Here is a 20,035-nt window from a genome sequence, read left to right as displayed (position 1 = left end):
ACTATAATTGGATTTGAGCTTTAAACCCTTTATCTATTTCTGTTTCAAATTTAATTTTTCCACCTATGCTATGAATACGGTTTTCCGCATTGTGTAACCCACCCTTTTTATGAAGATCACTTCCTTTACCATTATCGGCATAGTCAACGATAATTTTATTTCCCTTTTGCTGAAAAGATATAGCAACAAGAGATGCCTTGCTATGCTTTTTCATATTCGTTAGTAATTCCTGAAGCACTCTGTACAAAACTATTTTTTTTGAAGAGTTCATTTTATCCCAATCAATAGTTTGTTCATTTTTAGTAATGATAGTAACCATTTCATTTTGGTAGGTTAAAACCAAATCTTGAATTACTTCTTCAAACTGGTGTCCGTAATCTATAAGGTTACTTTCTTTAGAAATATCTCTTGTTTTATGATAAATATGCTCAAGACTATCTAAGAGTTCTTTTCCTTTAGCTTTATCATGCTCTATCCGTGTCATAACCCCATATACCTCATTTGCCACCTCATCGTGTACCTTTTTGGAGATGCGAGTTTCAGTTAGATAAACTTGTTGTTGTTCTTTTTGTCTTTGCCTATTTCTAAGCATATAATAGAAAAAGATACCTAGAAGTATTAAAAGGATAGCAGCCCACTGATAAATGATTTTTAGACGCTTTTCCTTTTCTTTTTGCAAGGCACTGGCATCTGCTAGTTGTTTTTGTTTTTGGTAATCATATTTTAAAGCGGCATTTTTATTTTCTTCTCGTTGTTTTTCTTGAGCTAAACTATCAGATAGCGATCGAAACTTTTGCGAAAGGGAATCCCCATTTATATCGATAAGCAGGGACAATGCATCTTTTTTATAGGAAGGACTATTCAATTTAGTCGCACTTTCTAAGGCTAGTACTGCGTATTCTTTTGCCATTTCCAAATTATTATTATCTAGATAGGAAATTGCAAAGTTTTTATAACTGGAATACAAGCCGTCTAAATTGCTATTTTTTATCCTCAGGTCTTTAGCTCGTTCCATTAACGTCATACCATCAGATTCTTTTAGTTTGGTTTTTACATACCCTAAATTGTCTAAAATTAAGGCCTTGGTATTCTCTGGAAGGGCTGGATTTATTTTTTCAAAGGCAAGAGTGTATTGTTTTTTGGCATTTAAGTAGTCCCCTTGCCGTTTATAAATATTTCCTTTATTATTGATAATGGTAAGACTGTCTCCTATATTAGAAGCAAATTCTAACGAGCTATTATATGCTTCTATAGCTCTATCATAATTGAATAATTCGGAATAAATACGACCTAATTGGTTGTAAATGCCTACTTTATTTTCAAAGAGATTGTCTTGTTTACTATTATTGTCAATGAGAGTTAGGACTCTAGCGCAATTATTCTCTGCATCGTAATAACTTCCAAGCTCAAAGTTGGCAATACTCATCATCCTAAGAGCATAAATGGCACCCAACGTGTCATTTTTAGCTAGCTTTATTTCTGTAGATTCCGTGAAATATTGTAGCCCATCAACCAGATCATTTCCGTTTTTTGGTTTAATAATTTTTTGGTAATACAATGCACTATTGTCAACTTCTTGTGCAATGCCTACGGAATAAAACCCCAGTCCAATTACTAGTATTATATTAAATAAAAAAGGGAATGATAGAATAGGTTCTTTCATTCCCTAAAATTAGTAAAACTTCTGACTAAAATCTATTTAGTTTTATCCTCCTGGGGGAGGTGGGGGTGGTGGCGGTATATTACCACCATCACCACAGCAATCTTGATATTCGGTACCATTAAGTGCTCTTTCTTGTGGTGTACAAGAAAACAGCACTAAATTGAGGAAAACCGTAAGTGAAATTAAAATTATTTTTCTCATTTTATTGTTTATTTTTAGACATACCTATGGCTGTCCAGATTTATATTTGGATTCTTGCGGAACCAACCGCTTATGGAGGGAATTCTCCAAATTTTGAGAAGTTGGGAGGGATATGGCTTAGTCTACTTCTCTAAGACATTGGCACAGTATCCCAGCCCTTGATTAAAAAAAGAAATGTTCGCGAATCCTATGTGCACCATAGGGGTCATTTCCTTTTCTCGAACAAAGAAATGAAGGGTCGTTTGAAAAGGTTGGAAAATAGTAGGAAATCATTGGGAAAAGATTTTCCAAGCTTATTTTATATATTTAGATATGGCGAATAATTATCACTTAACAATTTTAGAAGACGCCTTCAAAAAAGCATCCGATTCCTTGGAGAAATCGGGCGTAGGGCGAGTTTCCAAAACCCAATGTGCGGAAGAGTTAGCATTATATATTTCGGAAGAAACTAATTTTCCCATAACTAATAAGACACTAAGAAATTATTTGAATGATTTAAGTGAAAAAAGAACATTTTATATTCCTCAACAAAAAGTTTTAGAAGGGCTTTCAAAATATTTGGGTTATAACGATTACTTAGAATATGTAAACAGTAAAGACAATTCTTATTTTCTTTGGATAAAAGAAAGATGGAAGCCACTTTTCTTCGCAATGATGTTACTGTTAGCAATTTCGTTTGGTACATATAAATATTTTACCATGCCAAAATGTATGATATGGAAAGAAGATCATTTTGAAAAATCACATTGTGATATAGATTCCGTTGCAAAGCAGAAAGTAATACCTTATGATGCAAATTTATTGTTGCGTTTTAAAAAAGTTCATAAGGATAGTATTAATACTTTTTTTACCCCAAATAGGGACCCCTTAATTTGGTATGGGAAGAACTTTAAAGGAGAATACGAATATTTTACAGCGTTAGGATTTCATCCAGAAACAGGTAAAACATTAAAGCCAATAACGGATTATATTATTGACAAATACATAAATAAAGTACCTAAATAACTCTTGCAATAATGTTTTCCGTAAACAAATGCTAAAGGATATTTATAGTTTTGTTTGCAAACACATATATTTTGAATTTTAGAAACCTATTTTTTGTTTTCATTTGCTTTTTATTCTGTTTAAGAATTGCGGCCCAAAGCAATTCCATAGAAGGAAAAGTGGTTGCCATAACAGATGGTGATACGTTTAAGTTAATTACAAAAGACTCCACTTTATATCGTATCCGAGTGGCGAATATAGATTGCCCAGAAAGAAAACAACCCTTTTCTAAAAGAGCCAAACAATTTACCTCTCAAGCTATTTTTGGTGATACTGTTTTAGTCATGTATGATAAAAAAGACCGATATGGAAGAATTATAGGATTCGTAAAATATGATAATGGAAGAGACCTATCAGAAGAATTATTAAAGAATGGTTTGGCCTGGCACTTTATTAAGTATTCCAAAGACAAAACACTGCAAGCCCTAGAAGACCGGGCTAAAATTAATAAAATAGGCTTGTGGTCTGAAAACAACCCTATAGCGCCTTGGGATTGGCGAAAAAATTAATTTCATTTCCATTTAATATTAAATTAAAGAGCTTTACGGAATTCCGTAAGGGTTTTTTAAGAAAGAAAATTAGGTTTGTTTAGACTATAAACTAACCAATTAATGAATTTCATATCACGTAAAAAGTCAAAATTTTTATTTTGTAAAAATAGTCTTTGCATTAAATGCAATAGCTTTTTAGAACTTCTTAAAAGTAATGTTCTTATACTTATTTTTTTTATAATTAATGTAGGTTGCACATCGGAATTTCAATCATTCAACGACACTGCACTCGAATTCGCTAAAAATGATAACCGAATTGTAAAAGAGGAGTTTGAAAAATTATTAGAAGATATTTCCGCGTCAGACGAAAGAGGCTTTGCTCAATTCAAAAATGAAAATGGGACTGTTGAAATTGCAAAGGTTCTTTCATACTTACTAAAATATTATTCAGCAAAAAATTTAAATCTAACTGAAAGTGATATTTGGCAACCCGAATCAAAGGAACCGCTAAAAGAATTTAACATCAACGTCTATCTAGAAAATTCGGCAAGTATGGACGGATATGTTACGGGAGTTACAGAGTTTGAAACTGCTATTTACAATCTCTTAGGTGACTTTAAGATAAGCAAAGTCTGCGACAGCTTGAACTTAAACTATATCAATAACAGCATCCCTTTCTCTAAGAAAAATGCACTCCCAGCCGATATTCAAGATTTTATAGAAAAGCTAGAACCATCAACTTTTCGACAAAAAGGTGGGGATAGAAGTGTTTCCGATCTTAAAAACATCATAAATACTGTACTTAAAACAGTGAATGACCAAAACGCTGCTGTACTCATTTCTGATTTCGTTTTTAGTCCAGGTAAAAATGTAAATGCTCAAGATTATTTGAACAATCAGGGCGTTGGAATCAAAATTGACTTTGCTGAAAAAATCAAATCATTTGATTTATCAGCGGTAATCATTCAACTAGAATCAAATTTTGAGGGAACATATTACGACAAGACAAATAAGTCCATTCCTTTTAAAGGTAAGAGACCCTACTACATTTGGATTTTCGGAAGTAACCAGCAGATTAGTGAGATTTTAGACAAAAAAATATTGGACAACATAAAAGGTGGATATTTAAATAGGTTGGTATTACAATCTGAAAAGGAACAAAGCCAACCGAATTACAAAATATTATCAAGTCCAAATATTGGAGATTTTAGCCGAACTGAACTAAACAACAAGATAATTGCGGATGCTTCTCTTTCAAAGAACAATCAGAATAAGGGCTTTTTTGGATTCAATCTTGCCGTTGATTTCAGCAACAGTATTCAAGATCCAAGTTACTTTTTGGACACAACAAATTATACGTTAAGTAATCCAAGCTATCAGCTAGAAGTCGAGCCCATTTCGAATAAAAACGATCCATCACTTGCAGGATTTACGCACTTAATCAAATTAAAAACAACCGATTTAAGAGATGAAACTTTAGAAATACAAGTTGTTGGCCAAACACCGAATTGGGTTTACACCTCATCTTCAATTGATGACTCCAATATTTTGAATGAAATCTCAGAGCAACAAAAGACATTTGGATTGCAATACTTGATAGAAGGTGTAAGCGATGCTTTTTATCCAAAATCAAGCTCGAATGCAATAACCACATTTAATATAACAATTAAAAAGTAGAGCGCTATGGAAGAATTCTTTGCTAGTTTATACGAATGGTTTGGATTGAACCCTCTTTATTCAACAGATATGGGAGATCAATTAAGAGGTTGGGACATTACTTGTACCGATTACATCGGTACACCCTGGTATGTAATAATAGGGTGGTCTATGATTGGTATAACCATTATTTCCTATGCTTTGCAGTATCATATCATAAATAGCCCACAATTCAATAAAAAGCATCATTGGTGGATAATGGCATTAGTTATTGTATTACTAAATTTTTTAGTTGCCTTTCTTATTCCATTTAATAGTATTCAATCAGGAGATTTTTGTAATCTGTTATATTTATCTGTGTCAGATAGTATTGGATTCGGAGCATCAAACGCTGTATGGAGTTTCATTCTATTCATCCTTCTTACCTCTTTTAAATACCCCAGATATCTTGGGATTAATTGCAGACACACAACTTTTTGGAAACCTTAAAATTAAAAAATACGATGTCACGTTTATACATATTCGCAATAGGAGGCACAGGTTCAAGGGTTTTGAAATCACTTACTATGCTTTTAGCTTCAGGAGTAAAGCCAAATTCAGACAATAATTTTGAAATTGTTCCAATTATTATCGACCCTCATAAATCAAACGAAGATTTAAAACGAACTGAAAGATTGCTCGGAAACTATCAAACTATTTCAAATGAAGCAGGATTAGATAGTGGATTTTTCAGCACTAAAATTACAACTCTTGATAGACTTTCAACTTCTCAAAATCGACTTTCAGGAAGTTTTACTTTCAACCTACTAGATGTTGGAGGCAAAAAGTTTAGTGAATATATTGAGTTCAATCAGTTAGATGAGCCTAACAAGGCTTTAGCTGACATTCTCTTTTCAGGAAAGTCAATTAATAAACGACATGAAGAAGTTAATCTATTGGATGTAGAAATGGATATTGGCTTCGTTGGAAATCCCAATATTGGCAGTATTGTATTGAATCAAGTTAAAGACTCACAAGAGTTCAAGGATTTTGCATCCAATTTTAATGAGGACGATAGAGTATTTATTATCAGTTCAATTTTTGGTGGCACAGGTGCAGCTGGATTTCCCACAATACTAAAGAATATCAGAGATGCGATGAATAATCTGAACATAGATGGGAAAGGGTTTTTACAGGATGCAAAAATTGGAGCTATTACAGTATTACCCTATTTCAATATTGAGAAAGATAATGATAGTCCAATACAGAAATCTGATTTTATTGCCAAGACCAAGGCAGCATTATATTACTACAAGGATAATGTTACAGGCAATAATTCGATAAATTCACTGTACTACATTGCCGATAACTATAGCGGAAAACCTTATAAAAACGACCCAGGCGATGGCGGACAAAAAAATGATGCACATTTTGTGGAAATGGCGTCTGCTCTAGCTATAATTGATTTCCTTGAAACCCCAGATAGAGATTTAGAAACCTCAGGAGGCAAGGCACAAAAACCCATTTATAAGGAGTTTGGCATTCGCAAAGATGCATCTGACATCAAATTTTCAGATCTCGAAGATTATACTGAACGAAAAATCGCATTGCGACTTTCTCAACTTGTGTTATTTAGAAAATATCTTGTAGAACACCTAAGCAGTGCCATAGAAAAAGAAGCTTGGAGCAATGACTCACCTGAAATAAATAAAAAGTTTGTGGATGATACTTTTTACCGTACCAATCTCACTGAGTTTTTAAGCTCATTTTCTGATTGGATTAATGAAATGGCAGAAAATAAAAGAGGTTTTTCCCCTTTCAATCTAGAATCATCAATTGAAGCTCTTATTGAAGGAAGAACTATAAAAAGTAGTTGGTTTACATCTAAGGTTGATTTTCCAGCAATAAACAATAAACTGAGCAAACAAGGAAAAGGGAAAACATATAGTTCTGCTTCACAGAAATTAATTCAACTCTTTTTTAATACAACTGAAGAAATCCTTACTTCTAAATTCGGATTAAAAAACTAAAAGGTTATGAGCAAAATATTTGGCTATACAAAAAAAGGTGGACAGCATTGGTTTACATCTGATGCTTATTCAGATAAAGAAATTGAATCTATTAAAGACCCAGAAGGCGGAAGTGAAATTTCATTACCTACAGCAATACCTAGCCCATTTGCAAGAATTGACTTGGTGAAAACAGCTTTCAGAAACATCACTAAATCTCCCAATTTAAAAGCCTACTCAAAGGACAATAATGTAGTTGCAGGAAAAGACGATGAGAAGTTAGTTTCTGACGCACTAGACCTTGCAGAATTATTATTCAATATTGACAGTATAAAGGACAAAGTCAAAATAATTGTTTGGGATAGGGAAACAGAATTGGCAAAACTTAAAAGTGGATCAGTGGCTCACAGGCACCTTGCTGAAACACTAGAACTCTATTTAGACCAAGATAAGGAATCGTACAACTTTGATTTACTCAATAGATTATACCTAATTCAATACAATCATAAAATAATTGGCTGCACTTCTCCAGCCACCCTGTTTTTTGCTACAGCAAATGATTTATCACACGCGCAAATTACATTCACAAAGAACGACGTAACTTTTGACGACTCCTATGCGCCCCTTTATGAAAGAGATGCTGACTTCCAAAAGTACTTTTATCTTCTTTTTAAAGCCAATCCTGTTTTATCACAAAGACTAACTGTTTTAAATGACTATTTGGATAAGAACCTCAAAATCCTAGATAGAGTCAATAATAGGCTTTATGAAGAAATTAAAAAATTAGATGTTGCAGATTTTATATCGAACTATTCAGAACTAGATACAGGCCTTTCAGGTGATGTAGTTGAAGTAATTGGAGTTCCATTTCGAAAGCGAAAAAAAGAAGATGTAGTTAATTCTATCCAATCAAGCGACTTTATCATTCAATCAACAAAATGCAAGGATGAAGCAAAGCCCCTAGTACTTCAAAACAATCTCAATAAAAATTTCAGGTATGTTAATGACCAATGGGATAATTCCATTCAAGTACCATATGCAGATACCGAAACTGTTTTAGAGAAGAGAAGATTACCAGGAATTAGCATTCAATACCCCTATCTTACAGTAAGTGATTTTTTAGAGCCCCATCTAATACGTTTGGTTTACCCCATTAATAAGGAGAAATTTTTTGATGGAAATGTAAACACAGAAGTAGGGAATGACTCCAAAGGATACATCTTGCCCTTAAAACAGAAATTTTTTGATTATTTCAATTCAGAAGATTTATTGAACTCATCACAAAATAATCCTGAAATAATAATGGTTCAAGGTGCTGCAGGTTCAGTAAAAGTAACCTTACGAATACCAGTAGCGAAACAAGGCGAATACATTTCTTTTGAAAGAACGTATTACCAATCCCCCGATAATCAACTTGGAAAACCAGATGAAATTAAGAATAAAGGAGTAATTGTAGAACATCAATTTGGCATCACCCTTTTTCCCTTCATCAAAACCAATGACCCAAATTTAGAAGCTCACTACAGGGTACAATTGGTGGATCGAGATGTCGCAGGAGTTTTGAAAAATACGAACTATGACTTAAAGTTTTTCTCCAATTTTGAGAAGGATGCACTTGAAGTAAGGGCAAAAAAGCGAAGAAGTAGTAAAAGACCTGATGCAGGAGAAACAGCAACATCAGACTATTATGTTTTGCATAAAGAGTTTGATTTTATTCGAGTGAAGAATATTGCTTCAGCAGGTGCTTCAGGAATAATAATTCCAAATTGGCAACAATACCAAAAAGGTAATGAGGTTTTCAGTTTCGCCATTGATTTTGGCACGACCAATACTCATATTGAATATAAAGTTGGTGATGGCTCTCCAAAACCATTTGATATTTCTGCCGATGATATCCAAATAGCTACTTTATACCATCCGACAAAAACCACAGATGATTTTGGTGGCTCAGGTGCAATTGCAATTCGAGAGTTGATAGAACACGAATTTGTTCCAAGAATAATTGGTAATGGTTCTGAATTTAAATTTCCTCACAGAACTGTGATTGCCGAAAGTCATTCTTTAAATGTTGAGACTGAAACATATTCTTTGGCTGATTTCAACATCCCATTTATATATGAACGAAAACCTGAAAAGGATAAAATTCAATCCAATCTGAAATGGGCTAAAAAAGAAAAGGGCAATGAAAAACGAGTGAGAGCATTTTTTGAAAAAATAATTATGCTAATGAGGAACAAAGTGCTTTTCAATAAAGGAAACTTATCTAAAACTCAATTGGTTTGGTTCTACCCCTCAAGTATGAAACCCGCAAGAAAATCAGACCTTGAAAACACTTGGAATGAGTTATTTAACCAGTATTTTAATCCGACAAACCAAGCAGTTGGTATTACAGAATCTTTAGCCCCATTCTATTATTTCAAAGGAACAAACAAACTACAAGGTGGTGCATTTAAACCTGTTGTGTCAATTGATATAGGTGGGGGAACGACAGATATTGTGGTTTTCAAACAGAATAAGCCATTGCTTCTTTCATCTTTCAAGTTTGCAGCAAATACAATCTTTGGTGATGGTTTCAGTGAATATGGGGCAGCAACATCTAATGGGCTGATAAATAAATATTATCCTCATTTTGAGAATTTACTAGCAACCAACAAACTCTATGACTTGTCTAATGTGCTTTCTTCTATAAGAGATAAGAACAGAACAGAAGATTTAAATGCACTGTTCTTTTCTATTGAAGACAACCCCAAAATTAAAGACAAAAAGCTATTTTCATACAATTCACTTCTATCAAAAGATGATGATTTGAAAATCATTTTTATTTATTTCTACACAGCAATCATCTATCATATTGCTGAGTTAATGAAGCTAAAAGAAGTTGAACTTCCTAAGCATATTATCTTTAGTGGTACAGGGTCTAAGATTTTGAATATCATCTCATCTGATAAAAAAATTCTCTCGGATTTTTCAAAAGCAATATTTGAAAGTGTTTATGAAGACAGTTTTGATTCCGATGACTTGTCGATTGAAACTGAAAAAGAAATGCCTAAAGAGGTTACTTGTAAAGGTGGTTTAATGCTTAACCCCGAGGATTTAGCTTTTGATGTCAGAAAAATCAAAACAACGTTGACCTGTGTTGAAAAGAAAGGTATTGGCAGCCTAACATATGACATGTTAGATGAGGAAACAAAAGAAAACATTGTAACCTATGTAAATGATTTCAACAAATTCTTTTTGTCTCTCAACCAGAAATTCAGTTTTAGTGATTATTTCAATGCTTCGGAAGAATCACTAAACATCTTCAAGGAAGAAGCAAACAAACATTTAAGAGATTATTTGGAAGAGGGTTTAGAATACAACAAGAAGTTAGACAATGTTGGAATAGAAGATAAAGAAATAGAAGAATCACTTTTCTTTTATCCGCTTATTGGTGCAATCAACAACCTTTCCTCTCATCTCTCTCAGTTAACACCTATAAATAGCTAAAAATGAAAAAAAACATTCTATTATTAGTTTTAGCAATAATTTTATTTGAGCATTCTTATGGTCAGGTTACGAGAGAATCATTTGAAAAGGCGGTTGATTTGCTTAATTGCAGAACAGTTGAATTGTCTTTGAAAGATGATAAAAACTTTTCCGATTTTCAAAATACCTGCCCTTGTAATAAATCAAGTTATAAACAAATTTCTTATTTTCTTAACTCTGTAAATATAAGTGCTACGCTCGCTCTTTCAGCCGAAATTGAAAGTTTGAAGAGTTCATTTATAGAAAATTGGACGAAAGATAAGGTTGTTACTTTTTTGTCAGAAGACATATTTGCAGACAAAATTAAGTTTGAAAAGATAAATGCTTTTGCTGAAAAAAGAAAAGACAATCCGGAATTTAATACGTACAAAACAAGTTTAAAAACTGATTTATCCAAAAATCTCATAGAAAACCTACATCAAGAAGCCAAAACCAATTACGAAACTCAACAATCAACCATAGAGAATAGAATTTTAGAACTTGAAAAAAAACAAAAATCCTCAGAAGAAAAGTTAGGTCTCTTTGGTAGTTTTTCTGATTATTTAATCCTTCTAGCAATCTTGTTAGGCATCTTAGCTGTGTTTTTAGCCCTAAGAAAAAGAGATTCTTATGAGAAACTTATGCCAAGGATTTTAAATAGTAATAGATTAATAAATGTTATCCGAGCTCAAAGTACTCCTACTAGAGGTCCTCAAAACAATCAATCTGTAAATTCAGATTTAAGAGATGCAAATAATAGAATTGGGGATTTGGACTACCAAATAAAAGTATTAAAAGAGAAAGTAGAGGAACTTTCCAAAGGGAAAATAGTACAACAAACAAGCCAATTTCATCAAGAAGTTAGACAACCTGAACCAAAAACAGAAATCCTTTTCCTATCTACCCCGAATTCAGACGGTAGCTTTAATGAAAGTTCGGCATCAAATATACATAAAGATGGAGCAACCATATATAAACTCATAAAAACCCAAAATGATAAAGCTAAATTTCATATAGATGAAAAAGAATCATCAATAAAGCTAGCTCTACAATACCCCGACAAAAACATTGATCCTGTATGCGATGCAGAAAATGCATTTAATCCAAGAGCCACTAGAATTTTGACAATAAAGTTGGGTGAGGCCGAATTAAGGGGAGATAAATGGATTATTAATGTCAAAGCAATAATTCGATATGAAGATTGAGGTTATAGAAATAATTTTAGTCTGTCTTATTGTTTCGATTCAGCTATTTGTTTTCATACGTACTTTTGTTAAAATTCAACTATTCAAAAAGATTATTCCAAGAATAGATTTATTATTTGTCACAAAAGTGCTTCTACCAATTTCTGACCTTGAAAGCTTGTCACCAAAAGAAATTTTAGAGAATATTGAAAAATATAAAGAAGTTCAGACCAATCAAAATAGTGATGAAGTTCTAGATTCAAATAATAATTATGATTTGTTTAATAGGGGTGAAACTATTAATGATAATATTTTAAAAACTGAAGTAAATTTTATTGAAATTAATGGAAAACTAAACCAAGTTTTTGAAAAGATTTTGTTTTCCTTAAATAATTATTTAATAAGAAATAGAGGAGCGGCTTCAGACTTTAATCTGATGAAAGATATTGTGGAGCGAAATACTGATGCAATTGAGGAAGATATAAACTTATCTATAGGAACCCCATTATATCTTGGGTTAATGGGGACAATGATGGGAATTGTTATTGCACTTTTTAACATGCCGGATTTAGGCTTAGAATTAGGAATAGGTCAGACTGGGAAAACACTGGATGAGGGAATTGCAATGCTTATTGGGGGTGTTAAAATTGCAATGATAGCAAGTTTTATGGGGTTAATGTTAACTATCATTAATTCGGGTTGGATTTTTAAAGGTTCAAGAAGTTATAGTGAATCAAAAAAAAATGATTTTTACATTTTTTTGCAAATTGAACTACTCCCTATAATCAATCAAGGATTAGCTTCAACCTTGGAATCTCTTCAACGGAACCTGTTACAATTTAACTCTGAATTTTCCAGAAATCTTAAAGACTTGACGGGAGTGTTTGATTCAAACAGAAATGCGATTAGAGAACAGAAGGAGTTACTTGACGCAATAGATAAGGCAAAGGTTTCTGAAATGACAAAATACAACGTTGCCGTTCTAAAGCAATTAGACCTTTCAGTCGGAAAGTTTGAAAAGTTTAATGCTTTTCTGTCCAATACAACTCAATTTGTTGAGAATTCGCAATTAATAGTTACAAAGTCAAATGAGCTTCTAGCAAGAACAGAAAATTTCAAATCAATTGCAGAGAATATTGATAGTAATTTAAATCAAAGTCAACAACTTTTAGCATTTCTTTCTGACCATTTCAATAAATTGGAAGAGCATAAAGAATTTACTTCAAATACAGTTGCTGATGTTGGGCATTCAATTTCTGAAACATTTAAAGAACTAAAAGAACATATACAGAACTCTAGTGAATCAGTCAAACAGTTTACAATTGATGAAACCGAAGCCTTAAAAAATGCACTATCCGAAAGCAAAACGAATTTGGTCAATCTTGAGCATTTGGCTGGTCTTAAAGCAGACCTTTCACTGTTTAAGGACAGTTCTATTTCGCAAGGAAATAAACTTAAACTATCAATTGATGAATTAAATCAAAATATGGCAAGGGCTATTATAGTTCTTGAACAAATTGAAAATAAAAAAGATTTAATTTCTAAGGTAAAAAACTTGTTCAAGGTTAATAATGATTAAGTTATGACAGGAAAAGGATCAGGTTTTTTTTGGCCGAGTTTTGCTGATTTAATGACAAGTTTATTTTTTATTATGTTAGTATTATATGTCTTAACCTATTTAAAACTTACCAATCAACAACGTGCTACTGAACAACAATTAGATAAGATAAAAGAAATACAAGCAGCAGTAAAGGAGTTGCCACAAGACTATTTCCAATATGATTCTATTTATAAACGATTTTCACTTGTTCAGAATATAGAATTTGAGAGAGGTCAAGATATAATTAAACCTCAATATGAACAATACTTAATTGAAGTTGGGGTTTCAATAAAAAACTTAATAAGCAATCTTAAAAGTAAATATACTCAACAAGATATTAAGTATGTAGTAATTATAGAAGGAATGGCATCAAATGACAATTTCAGAGATAATTTTCCATTAAGTTATAAGCGAGCTTGGGCGGTTATGAAACTTTGGCAAAATAAGAATATAATGCCAGATCAATCGGTTTGTGAAGTTCAAGTCGCTGGCTCAGGTACGGGAGGAATAGGAAGATATTCCAATAAGGAAGAGGTTAAAAATCAAAGAATATTAATTCAAATTGTTCCTAAAATAGGAGAAATAAAATTGGAATGATAAAAATTGGATTTATATACATATTATGCAGTTACTTGTTATTAGTCAGTTGTACTCAGTCAGGACGTCGTAAAACAGTATCCAATAATGAGTCTATAACGATAAGTTCAACAAATAAACGAACAGAGAGTTTTCGTGGTAAGAATGTTATCAAGATTAAAAAATCAGGTGGTGTATACTTGATACCAACAATAATCAATGGTATAAATATGGACTTTATTTTTGATACCGGTGCATCCAAAATAACCATTTCTGAAGTTGAAGCACTTTTTTTGATTAAGCAGGGTACTTTAACTAAAGACGATTTTTTAGGAGTTCAGAATTTTCAGATTGCTGATGGTAGTATTTCTGAGGGCTCAATTATTAATCTAAGAACTGTACAAATTGGGAATAGGGTTTTAAATAATGTTAAAGCTTCAATAGTGCACAATACATCTGCCCCATTGCTTCTAGGGCAATCAGCCTTGAATCAATTTGGACAGATTACAATTGATTATCAGAATGATGAAATTACTTTAGAATGATAAACAGGCTTTTATTTATTTTTATTATTGTATCCCTTATAGGTATTTCTTGTAATTCAAAGAGTGGTAATCGGAAAGTACAAATAAAAGAATTCAAACAAATTGATAAGGAAGGCTTTTTAAAAGTGACTAAAGTAGTGGATGGAGATACATTTTGGGTTGATGATGGATCCGATAAAGGGATCAAAATTCGTCTAATTGGTGTTGATGCACCAGAGTCTAGAAATGCTTTTAAAAAGAAAAAAGGGTATCTTGGTAAGGAAGCCAAATCATATTTATCAAACTTAATTGAAGGCCGAAGTGTAAAGCTTGAATATGATGTGGACAGTTTAGATCAATATGGTAGAACTCTTGCTTACGTTTATTTGCCAGATGGTACATTTGTAAATGCAAACCTAGTGAAAAATGGTTATGCAATGGTAATGACCATTCCTCCAAATGTGAAATACTCAGATCTTTTTTTAAAATTACAGATTATAGCTAGACAAAACAATTTAGGGTTATGGAAAACTAATTAATTCAAAATTTTCAATTGCTATTATTGTGCCTTCTTGAAATACCATATGGTTATTTTATGTCCCTATTATAAGTTTTAACTGGAGAACTGAAAGTGTGTAAAGAATTAATGGTAATTACGGCTTCCCTTACTGTATTATATCTCTTATAGGCTATTTTTAAAACGAACTTTAAGTGGTTTTAAAAATGTATAGGCTTATCAAGATGATCCACGCCAATATATACAGTTACCCTCCCAGAAGCGAGGCAATTAGGGAGAACACTTTGTGGATGGGAGGATTAACTATAAAATAGTAATAATCATTTAAATCATATACTAATGGCAGTAAAACATATTCCAACAGGTGAAGTACATAAAGGAACCAAAGGAGGAAAAACTGGTTGTGGGGTTAATACAAATCTACACAGCTCTCATTGGCAAAACACTTTAGAGAGAATAACTTGTGCTAAAAATGGATGCAAAAACTAACAAAGAAATTGTTACTGTAGGTTATAAAATGAAAGAAAAATACTTATTATTTTTTTTCACTTTATTAGTTTTTCAATTCTGTTTATCACAAGAGTATGAAACCATTAAGGAAACAAAAAAAATAATCGACAGTCGTGATATTTATTTAAATGGGGGTCTAAGATCTCAATTTGGAGGCAAATCTAGAACTACCATTAAAATTGATTTACCACCTAATACTGTAGAATGGTATTATAGCTTCACCACAAGTCAAGGAAAAAAAGGAACTGCTAATTTAAATTTAGCATTTCAATTAACAGGCATGCTTGCAGATCCCTCTGGTATTTCATCAAATACATTATCGGCTATTAAAGTTCCAGAGGGTGATGCATCTGTGGATATCTATTTGATGGATCATTACAATAATAATTTGTTTATGCGTAAGGCAGATTATAATGGAGAGGCTTTTACGCAATATTCAGAAGGTATGGTAGAAAACACCAAGCAAGCCATTGTAAGAGTAGACGATGTTATTGAGGGTTCTTGGTATTTGGGGATAAGAAATCCAAGCTCCTTAAATGCACTCAACCTAAGTTTAGAAGTGGTAGCAATCACGGAGGAAATAGTAGAAATACCAGACTCAAGTTTATTCAATAGTAAATCAATTAAAAACAACAAAGATATGTTTACAGCAATTGGCCCCGTTCAATTATTACTAGTACTACTTATTCCAACAGGAATATTTTTTCTCGGTTTTTATTTTGGAAAAAAGGCAGGTTATATTAAAAGAGTTAAAGAAACTGAAAATAGAGATACAAAAAACTAACCTTATGGAGCAGCAAGACTTATCAAGAATACCAAATCTAAAATCGGGAAAATATAAAGAGAAATTTTATAAAGATCATAGCCATTTAAACGATGGTGAAATTCTTAAAGAAATCCTTTATATCCAAAAAACACAAGCCGGTAAACTAGAGCGTATACGTAGCAATACATCAACTATGGTATGGTGGCTTATTGCCATTCCTATTATTTCATTAATTCTAATGTTTTTCTTAGGTGTTTTTACAGCCGTTTTTTAATTTACAAATAAGTATTAATACTAATTGTAGAAATCTTAGGAGACTCTTATATTTGATTTAAATCAAGTCATGATATTATACACGAAATAATCCAATACATGCCCAAGAAGGACCTAGAATATTATTGGGAATTAAAAAAGTTTAATCCCAATGAAAAGCAAAAAAAAGCAATACTACATTTTGAAGGTCCTTTATTTTTAACAGCAGGACCTGGTTCAGGAAAAACAAGAGTGCTTTTATGGAGAACTGTTAATTTAATTGTGTTTCATAATATTGATCCTAAGAGAATATTTCTAGCCACATTTACTGAAAAAGCAGCTCATCAACTAAAAGAGGGCTTGAGAAGTTTATTAGGGTTAATAACAAATGAAACTGGTGTGCCATATGACATATCGGGTATGGCTATTGGAACAGTTCATTCAATTTGCCAGGACATCCTAGTTGATAGAGATCGATGTTTTTCTGACGTAAGAAGCAAATCGCCAATATTACTTGATTCATTATCACAATATTTTAAAATTTATAGAAGGACTTATTGGAGAGAATTACTACATGCGGGTGGATACCTAATTTCAGATGATATTGAAAAGGATGAAGAAATAGCTCAACGTGAGATTAATAATTACTTTGATGGAAATGATTATTACTCTCGACATTATGCAACCAGTAATTTAATTTCAATTTTTAACAGGTTTTCGGAAGAAAACTTAAATCCGAATGAAGTGGAAACTTCTGATGAAGTATTGCAAAAAATTCTAAAGATGTATGAGTTTTATTGTAATTCACATAAAAATGGAAAAATTGAAACGGTTGATTTTTCTTTGCTTCAACAACGTGCATTTAATAAAATTAAGGAATACAATAACTCTTGCGATGTTTACGACCATATAATTGTTGATGAGTATCAAGATACAAATGCAATTCAAGAACAGATATATTTTGAGTTAGCTAAAAAATGTAAAAACATTTGTGTAGTTGGAGATGATGACCAAGCTTTATATCGCTTTAGGGGTGCAACCGTTGAAAACCTCGTAGAGTTCGAAGATAGATGTAAAAAATATTTAGGTCTAAAACCTACACGTATTGATCTTGATACAAATTATCGTTCCAAAAAAAATATAGTTCAGTTTTATACTGATTTTATCGAACAAAGCGATTGGTCGAAGCCAAGAGGGAATGGTTATTACCGTGTTCATGACAAAAATATCTTGCCTTTCAATCAAGAAGATTTTCCGGCGATAGTGACAACCGATAAGAATACTCAATCCGATGTTTTTGCTCAAGTTGCTCAGTTTATATTGGATTTACGAGAACAAGATAAAATTGAGGATTTTAATCAAGTTGCATTTTTATTTCCTTCTTTAAGTTTTAGAGGAGTCAAAAATACGGCAGTTCAACGATTAGAGAATGCATTAAATAATTTTGGGATTCAAGTTTTTGCACCAAGGGCTGGGAGATTTTTAGACATACAAGAATCTTTAGATGTCTTTGGATTAATGCTTCATATTCTAGGAAGACCAAGTCACCAAGGACAGGCCAGTGGAGGGTTACAAGATTTTCGTATGTGGCAAATAAGAGCTATGACGCGAGCTGAACAATTAATGTCTCAAGATAGTTTTTTAAAAGAGTATGTTGAAGATAGACAAACTGAGATTAAAGGTATGTTATCTGATTATGAAGCTTTAATGAAAATTATCAATAAGAAAAAATGGAGATTAGAAAAACCTTTACAACTTGATATGATGCGGGATTTAGCTAATGCCTCAGGGCTTTCTAATAAATGTAAATTAACGCTTCAGAAAAGAGCGTTTTTGGATTTATTAAAGAGGAGGCAGCAGGCAAAACAACCTGTTTCATTGAGTTATGTCATTAATCGAGTTACTTCTGCCGACTGGAGTATTCTAGATATCTTTTATCAATTAAATGGCTTCAAGCATTTTCAAGAAATGTATCAGCTTGCCGAGGAAGGTATTGATGAGGGTCCAGTCTGTAATCTAGGCCTTATAACCCAATATTTGGCTCGTTTTATGGAAGAATACACCGCCATTATTACTGCATCCTTTCTTTATGATAGAAAATTCACCAATACTTTTGTTGGATCATACTTATATGCCATTTATCGATTAGGAGAATCTGAATATGAAGATGCAGATGACCCATTTCCTAAAGGACGTGTTCCTTTTTTAACTATTCACCAATCTAAAGGACTCGAGTTTCCCTATGTAGTCATAGGGAATCTAAATAAAATTGATCGTCCTGCTGATATGAAAGAAATAATAGTAAGAGACTTACTTCAAAAAGAAGGTGAACCACTAGACAAAATCTCTCATTTCGATAATATGCGTATGTTTTATGTAGCATTGTCACGAGCCAAACAAATGACCATTTTACCACAATGGAAGGGTCAACGACAAAGTCAGGCGTTTAAGAATATGTTCAAAGCAAACGATTTTCCAAAGCTTGATGATTTAAACTGGAATATAATCCCTCAAATAGCTCTAGACGAAGAAGATTTAGGAAAAACCTATTCTTATACCTCAGATTACCTTAATTACCAACAATGCCCAAGAAAATATATGATTTTTAAAAAATATGGCTTTATTCCATCACGTTCTCAAACAATGTTCTTTGGAAGTCTAGTACACCAAACAATTGAGGATTTACATCATCTTTTGATTTCTAACCGAAAAAAAGAAAACGCATAATGGAGGATTTTGAGGTAATAGAGAAAATAAGAGAATATTTTGAAGATAATTATGAATTATTACGCCTTGAAGGTGGTCACGCGGTTACTGAGAATGTAAAGCAATTAGCCTTAACCCAAGTTCTCTATTATTTTCAAAAAATGAAAGACGTGGCTAACAAGGTCACTGATACTGAAGTAAAACTAACCTTGCCAAATAAAATTACGCCTAAAGGCAGAAGTTTTACCATTGAAGGTATTGTTGATATTGTCCGTGATGATGATGAAACTTGGATGTACGATATCAAAACCCACGATTTAGAATATGTCGAGTCTAATAAGGAGCATTATGAAAAACAATTGAATGTATATGCTCACATTTGGCAGGAATTAAGAGGTCAGGCATTAGATAAAACTGCAATTATTTCTACAGCCTATCCAGAGGGTTTAAAACAAGCGCATTTGCTCAACGACCAGTTTAGGATTGCTCATGAGTTAGCCAAATGGAATCCAATGGTTGACTTGGAGTTTGATCAGTTAAAAGTACAGGATGTTATTGATGATTTCGCAGAAACCGTAGATTGTATTGAAGATAAAAAATTTAAACCTGCCCCAGTTGAGGTATTAAATAAGAAATTGGAAGGAACAAATGCTTTATTTGGTACAAGAATTTGTAGAGAATGTGATGCGAGATTCTCTTGTAGTTCTTTTAGGGAGTACGTTGTTGGTAAAGGAAAAGGTGCAAGGGGTAACTTTGCAAAATATTTCGACGATTTTGGTAGCGATACCGATAAAGAAGATTGGGTAAATGCTAATTTACAAGCTCGCAACCCAGATAATTTATAAACTAGAAG

General features: G+C 32.6%; 17 protein-coding genes. 15 read left to right on the top strand and 2 right to left on the bottom strand.

Annotation, left to right across the window (positions count from 1 at the left end; translation table 11 throughout):
• Position 1: 1 nt before the first annotated feature.
• Both KXJ69_RS05505 and KXJ69_RS05500 read right to left on the bottom strand, forming a co-directional pair.
• On the bottom strand, positions 2-1,663 hold the full coding sequence (locus tag KXJ69_RS05505; protein WP_219051973.1) for an ATP-binding protein: 1,662 nt from the start codon (positions 1,661-1,663) through the stop codon (positions 2-4).
• 42 nt (positions 1,664-1,705) lie between these two features.
• Positions 1,706-1,864: a hypothetical protein gene (locus KXJ69_RS05500; protein WP_219051972.1), complete on the bottom strand. Its 159-nt coding sequence runs from the start codon at positions 1,862-1,864 to the stop codon at positions 1,706-1,708.
• Positions 1,865-2,176: 312 nt separating this feature from the next.
• Between KXJ69_RS05500 and KXJ69_RS05495 the strand changes: the two genes are divergently transcribed.
• The 15 genes from KXJ69_RS05495 (at position 2,177) to KXJ69_RS05425 (ending at position 20,027) form a co-directional block, all read left to right on the top strand.
• On the top strand, positions 2,177-2,869 hold the full coding sequence (locus KXJ69_RS05495) for a hypothetical protein (RefSeq protein ID WP_219051971.1): 693 nt from the start codon (positions 2,177-2,179) through the stop codon (positions 2,867-2,869).
• A 71-nt stretch (positions 2,870-2,940) separates the two neighbouring features.
• Positions 2,941-3,417: a thermonuclease family protein gene (locus tag KXJ69_RS05490; protein WP_255571219.1), complete on the top strand. Its 477-nt coding sequence runs from the start codon at positions 2,941-2,943 to the stop codon at positions 3,415-3,417.
• 102 nt (positions 3,418-3,519) lie between these two features.
• Positions 3,520-5,076, top strand: a complete 1,557-nt coding sequence (locus tag KXJ69_RS05485; protein WP_219051970.1) for a hypothetical protein — start codon at positions 3,520-3,522, stop codon at positions 5,074-5,076.
• Positions 5,077-5,082: 6 nt separating this feature from the next.
• Complete coding sequence (locus KXJ69_RS05480; protein ID WP_219051969.1) at positions 5,083-5,544, top strand: hypothetical protein; 462 nt, start codon at positions 5,083-5,085, stop codon at positions 5,542-5,544.
• A gap of 14 nt (positions 5,545-5,558) precedes the next feature.
• Positions 5,559-7,064 carry a tubulin-like doman-containing protein gene (locus tag KXJ69_RS05475; protein ID WP_219051968.1) on the top strand — a complete coding sequence of 502 codons (1,506 nt, stop codon included), beginning with the start codon at positions 5,559-5,561 and terminating at the stop codon, positions 7,062-7,064.
• Between the two features lie 6 nt (positions 7,065-7,070).
• A complete protein-coding gene (locus tag KXJ69_RS05470) occupies positions 7,071-10,529 on the top strand; it encodes a cell division protein FtsA (RefSeq protein ID WP_219051967.1) in 3,459 nt (1,152 codons plus the stop codon).
• 2 nt (positions 10,530-10,531) lie between these two features.
• Entirely contained in the window at positions 10,532-11,752 is a 1,221-nt protein-coding gene (locus KXJ69_RS05465) for a hypothetical protein (RefSeq protein ID WP_219051966.1), read from the top strand.
• Positions 11,742-13,310: a MotA/TolQ/ExbB proton channel family protein gene (locus tag KXJ69_RS05460; protein ID WP_219051965.1), complete on the top strand. Its 1,569-nt coding sequence runs from the start codon at positions 11,742-11,744 to the stop codon at positions 13,308-13,310. The genes KXJ69_RS05465 and KXJ69_RS05460 overlap by 11 nt, the downstream gene beginning before the upstream one ends.
• Positions 13,311-13,313: 3 nt before the next feature.
• The gene (locus KXJ69_RS05455; protein ID WP_219051964.1) at positions 13,314-13,928 is read left to right on the top strand and encodes an OmpA family protein; all 615 of its coding nucleotides are present in this window, start codon (positions 13,314-13,316) and stop codon (positions 13,926-13,928) included.
• A complete protein-coding gene (locus tag KXJ69_RS05450) occupies positions 13,925-14,452 on the top strand; it encodes a retropepsin-like aspartic protease family protein (protein WP_219051963.1) in 528 nt (175 codons plus the stop codon). Before KXJ69_RS05455 ends, KXJ69_RS05450 begins: the two co-directional genes overlap by 4 nt.
• The gene (locus tag KXJ69_RS05445; protein ID WP_219051962.1) at positions 14,449-14,970 is read left to right on the top strand and encodes a thermonuclease family protein; all 522 of its coding nucleotides are present in this window, start codon (positions 14,449-14,451) and stop codon (positions 14,968-14,970) included. Before KXJ69_RS05450 ends, KXJ69_RS05445 begins: the two co-directional genes overlap by 4 nt.
• 450 nt (positions 14,971-15,420) lie before the next feature.
• Entirely contained in the window at positions 15,421-16,242 is an 822-nt protein-coding gene (locus KXJ69_RS05440) for a hypothetical protein (RefSeq protein WP_219051961.1), read from the top strand.
• 4 nt (positions 16,243-16,246) lie between these two features.
• Positions 16,247-16,498, top strand: a complete 252-nt coding sequence (locus tag KXJ69_RS05435; protein WP_219051960.1) for a hypothetical protein — start codon at positions 16,247-16,249, stop codon at positions 16,496-16,498.
• 98 nt (positions 16,499-16,596) lie between these two features.
• Positions 16,597-19,203, top strand: a complete 2,607-nt coding sequence (locus KXJ69_RS05430) for a UvrD-helicase domain-containing protein (protein ID WP_219051959.1) — start codon at positions 16,597-16,599, stop codon at positions 19,201-19,203.
• A complete protein-coding gene (locus KXJ69_RS05425; RefSeq protein ID WP_219051958.1) occupies positions 19,203-20,027 on the top strand; it encodes a PD-(D/E)XK nuclease family protein in 825 nt (274 codons plus the stop codon). Before KXJ69_RS05430 ends, KXJ69_RS05425 begins: the two co-directional genes overlap by 1 nt.
• Positions 20,028-20,035 lie beyond the last annotated feature (8 nt).

It is taken from the genome of Halomarinibacterium sedimenti (genome assembly GCF_019312585.1).
GTDB lineage: Bacteria > Bacteroidota > Bacteroidia > Flavobacteriales > Flavobacteriaceae > Halomarinibacterium > Halomarinibacterium sedimenti.
Note: the sequence above shows the minus strand (reverse complement) of the source record. Positions and strands in the feature narration are given on the sequence as shown.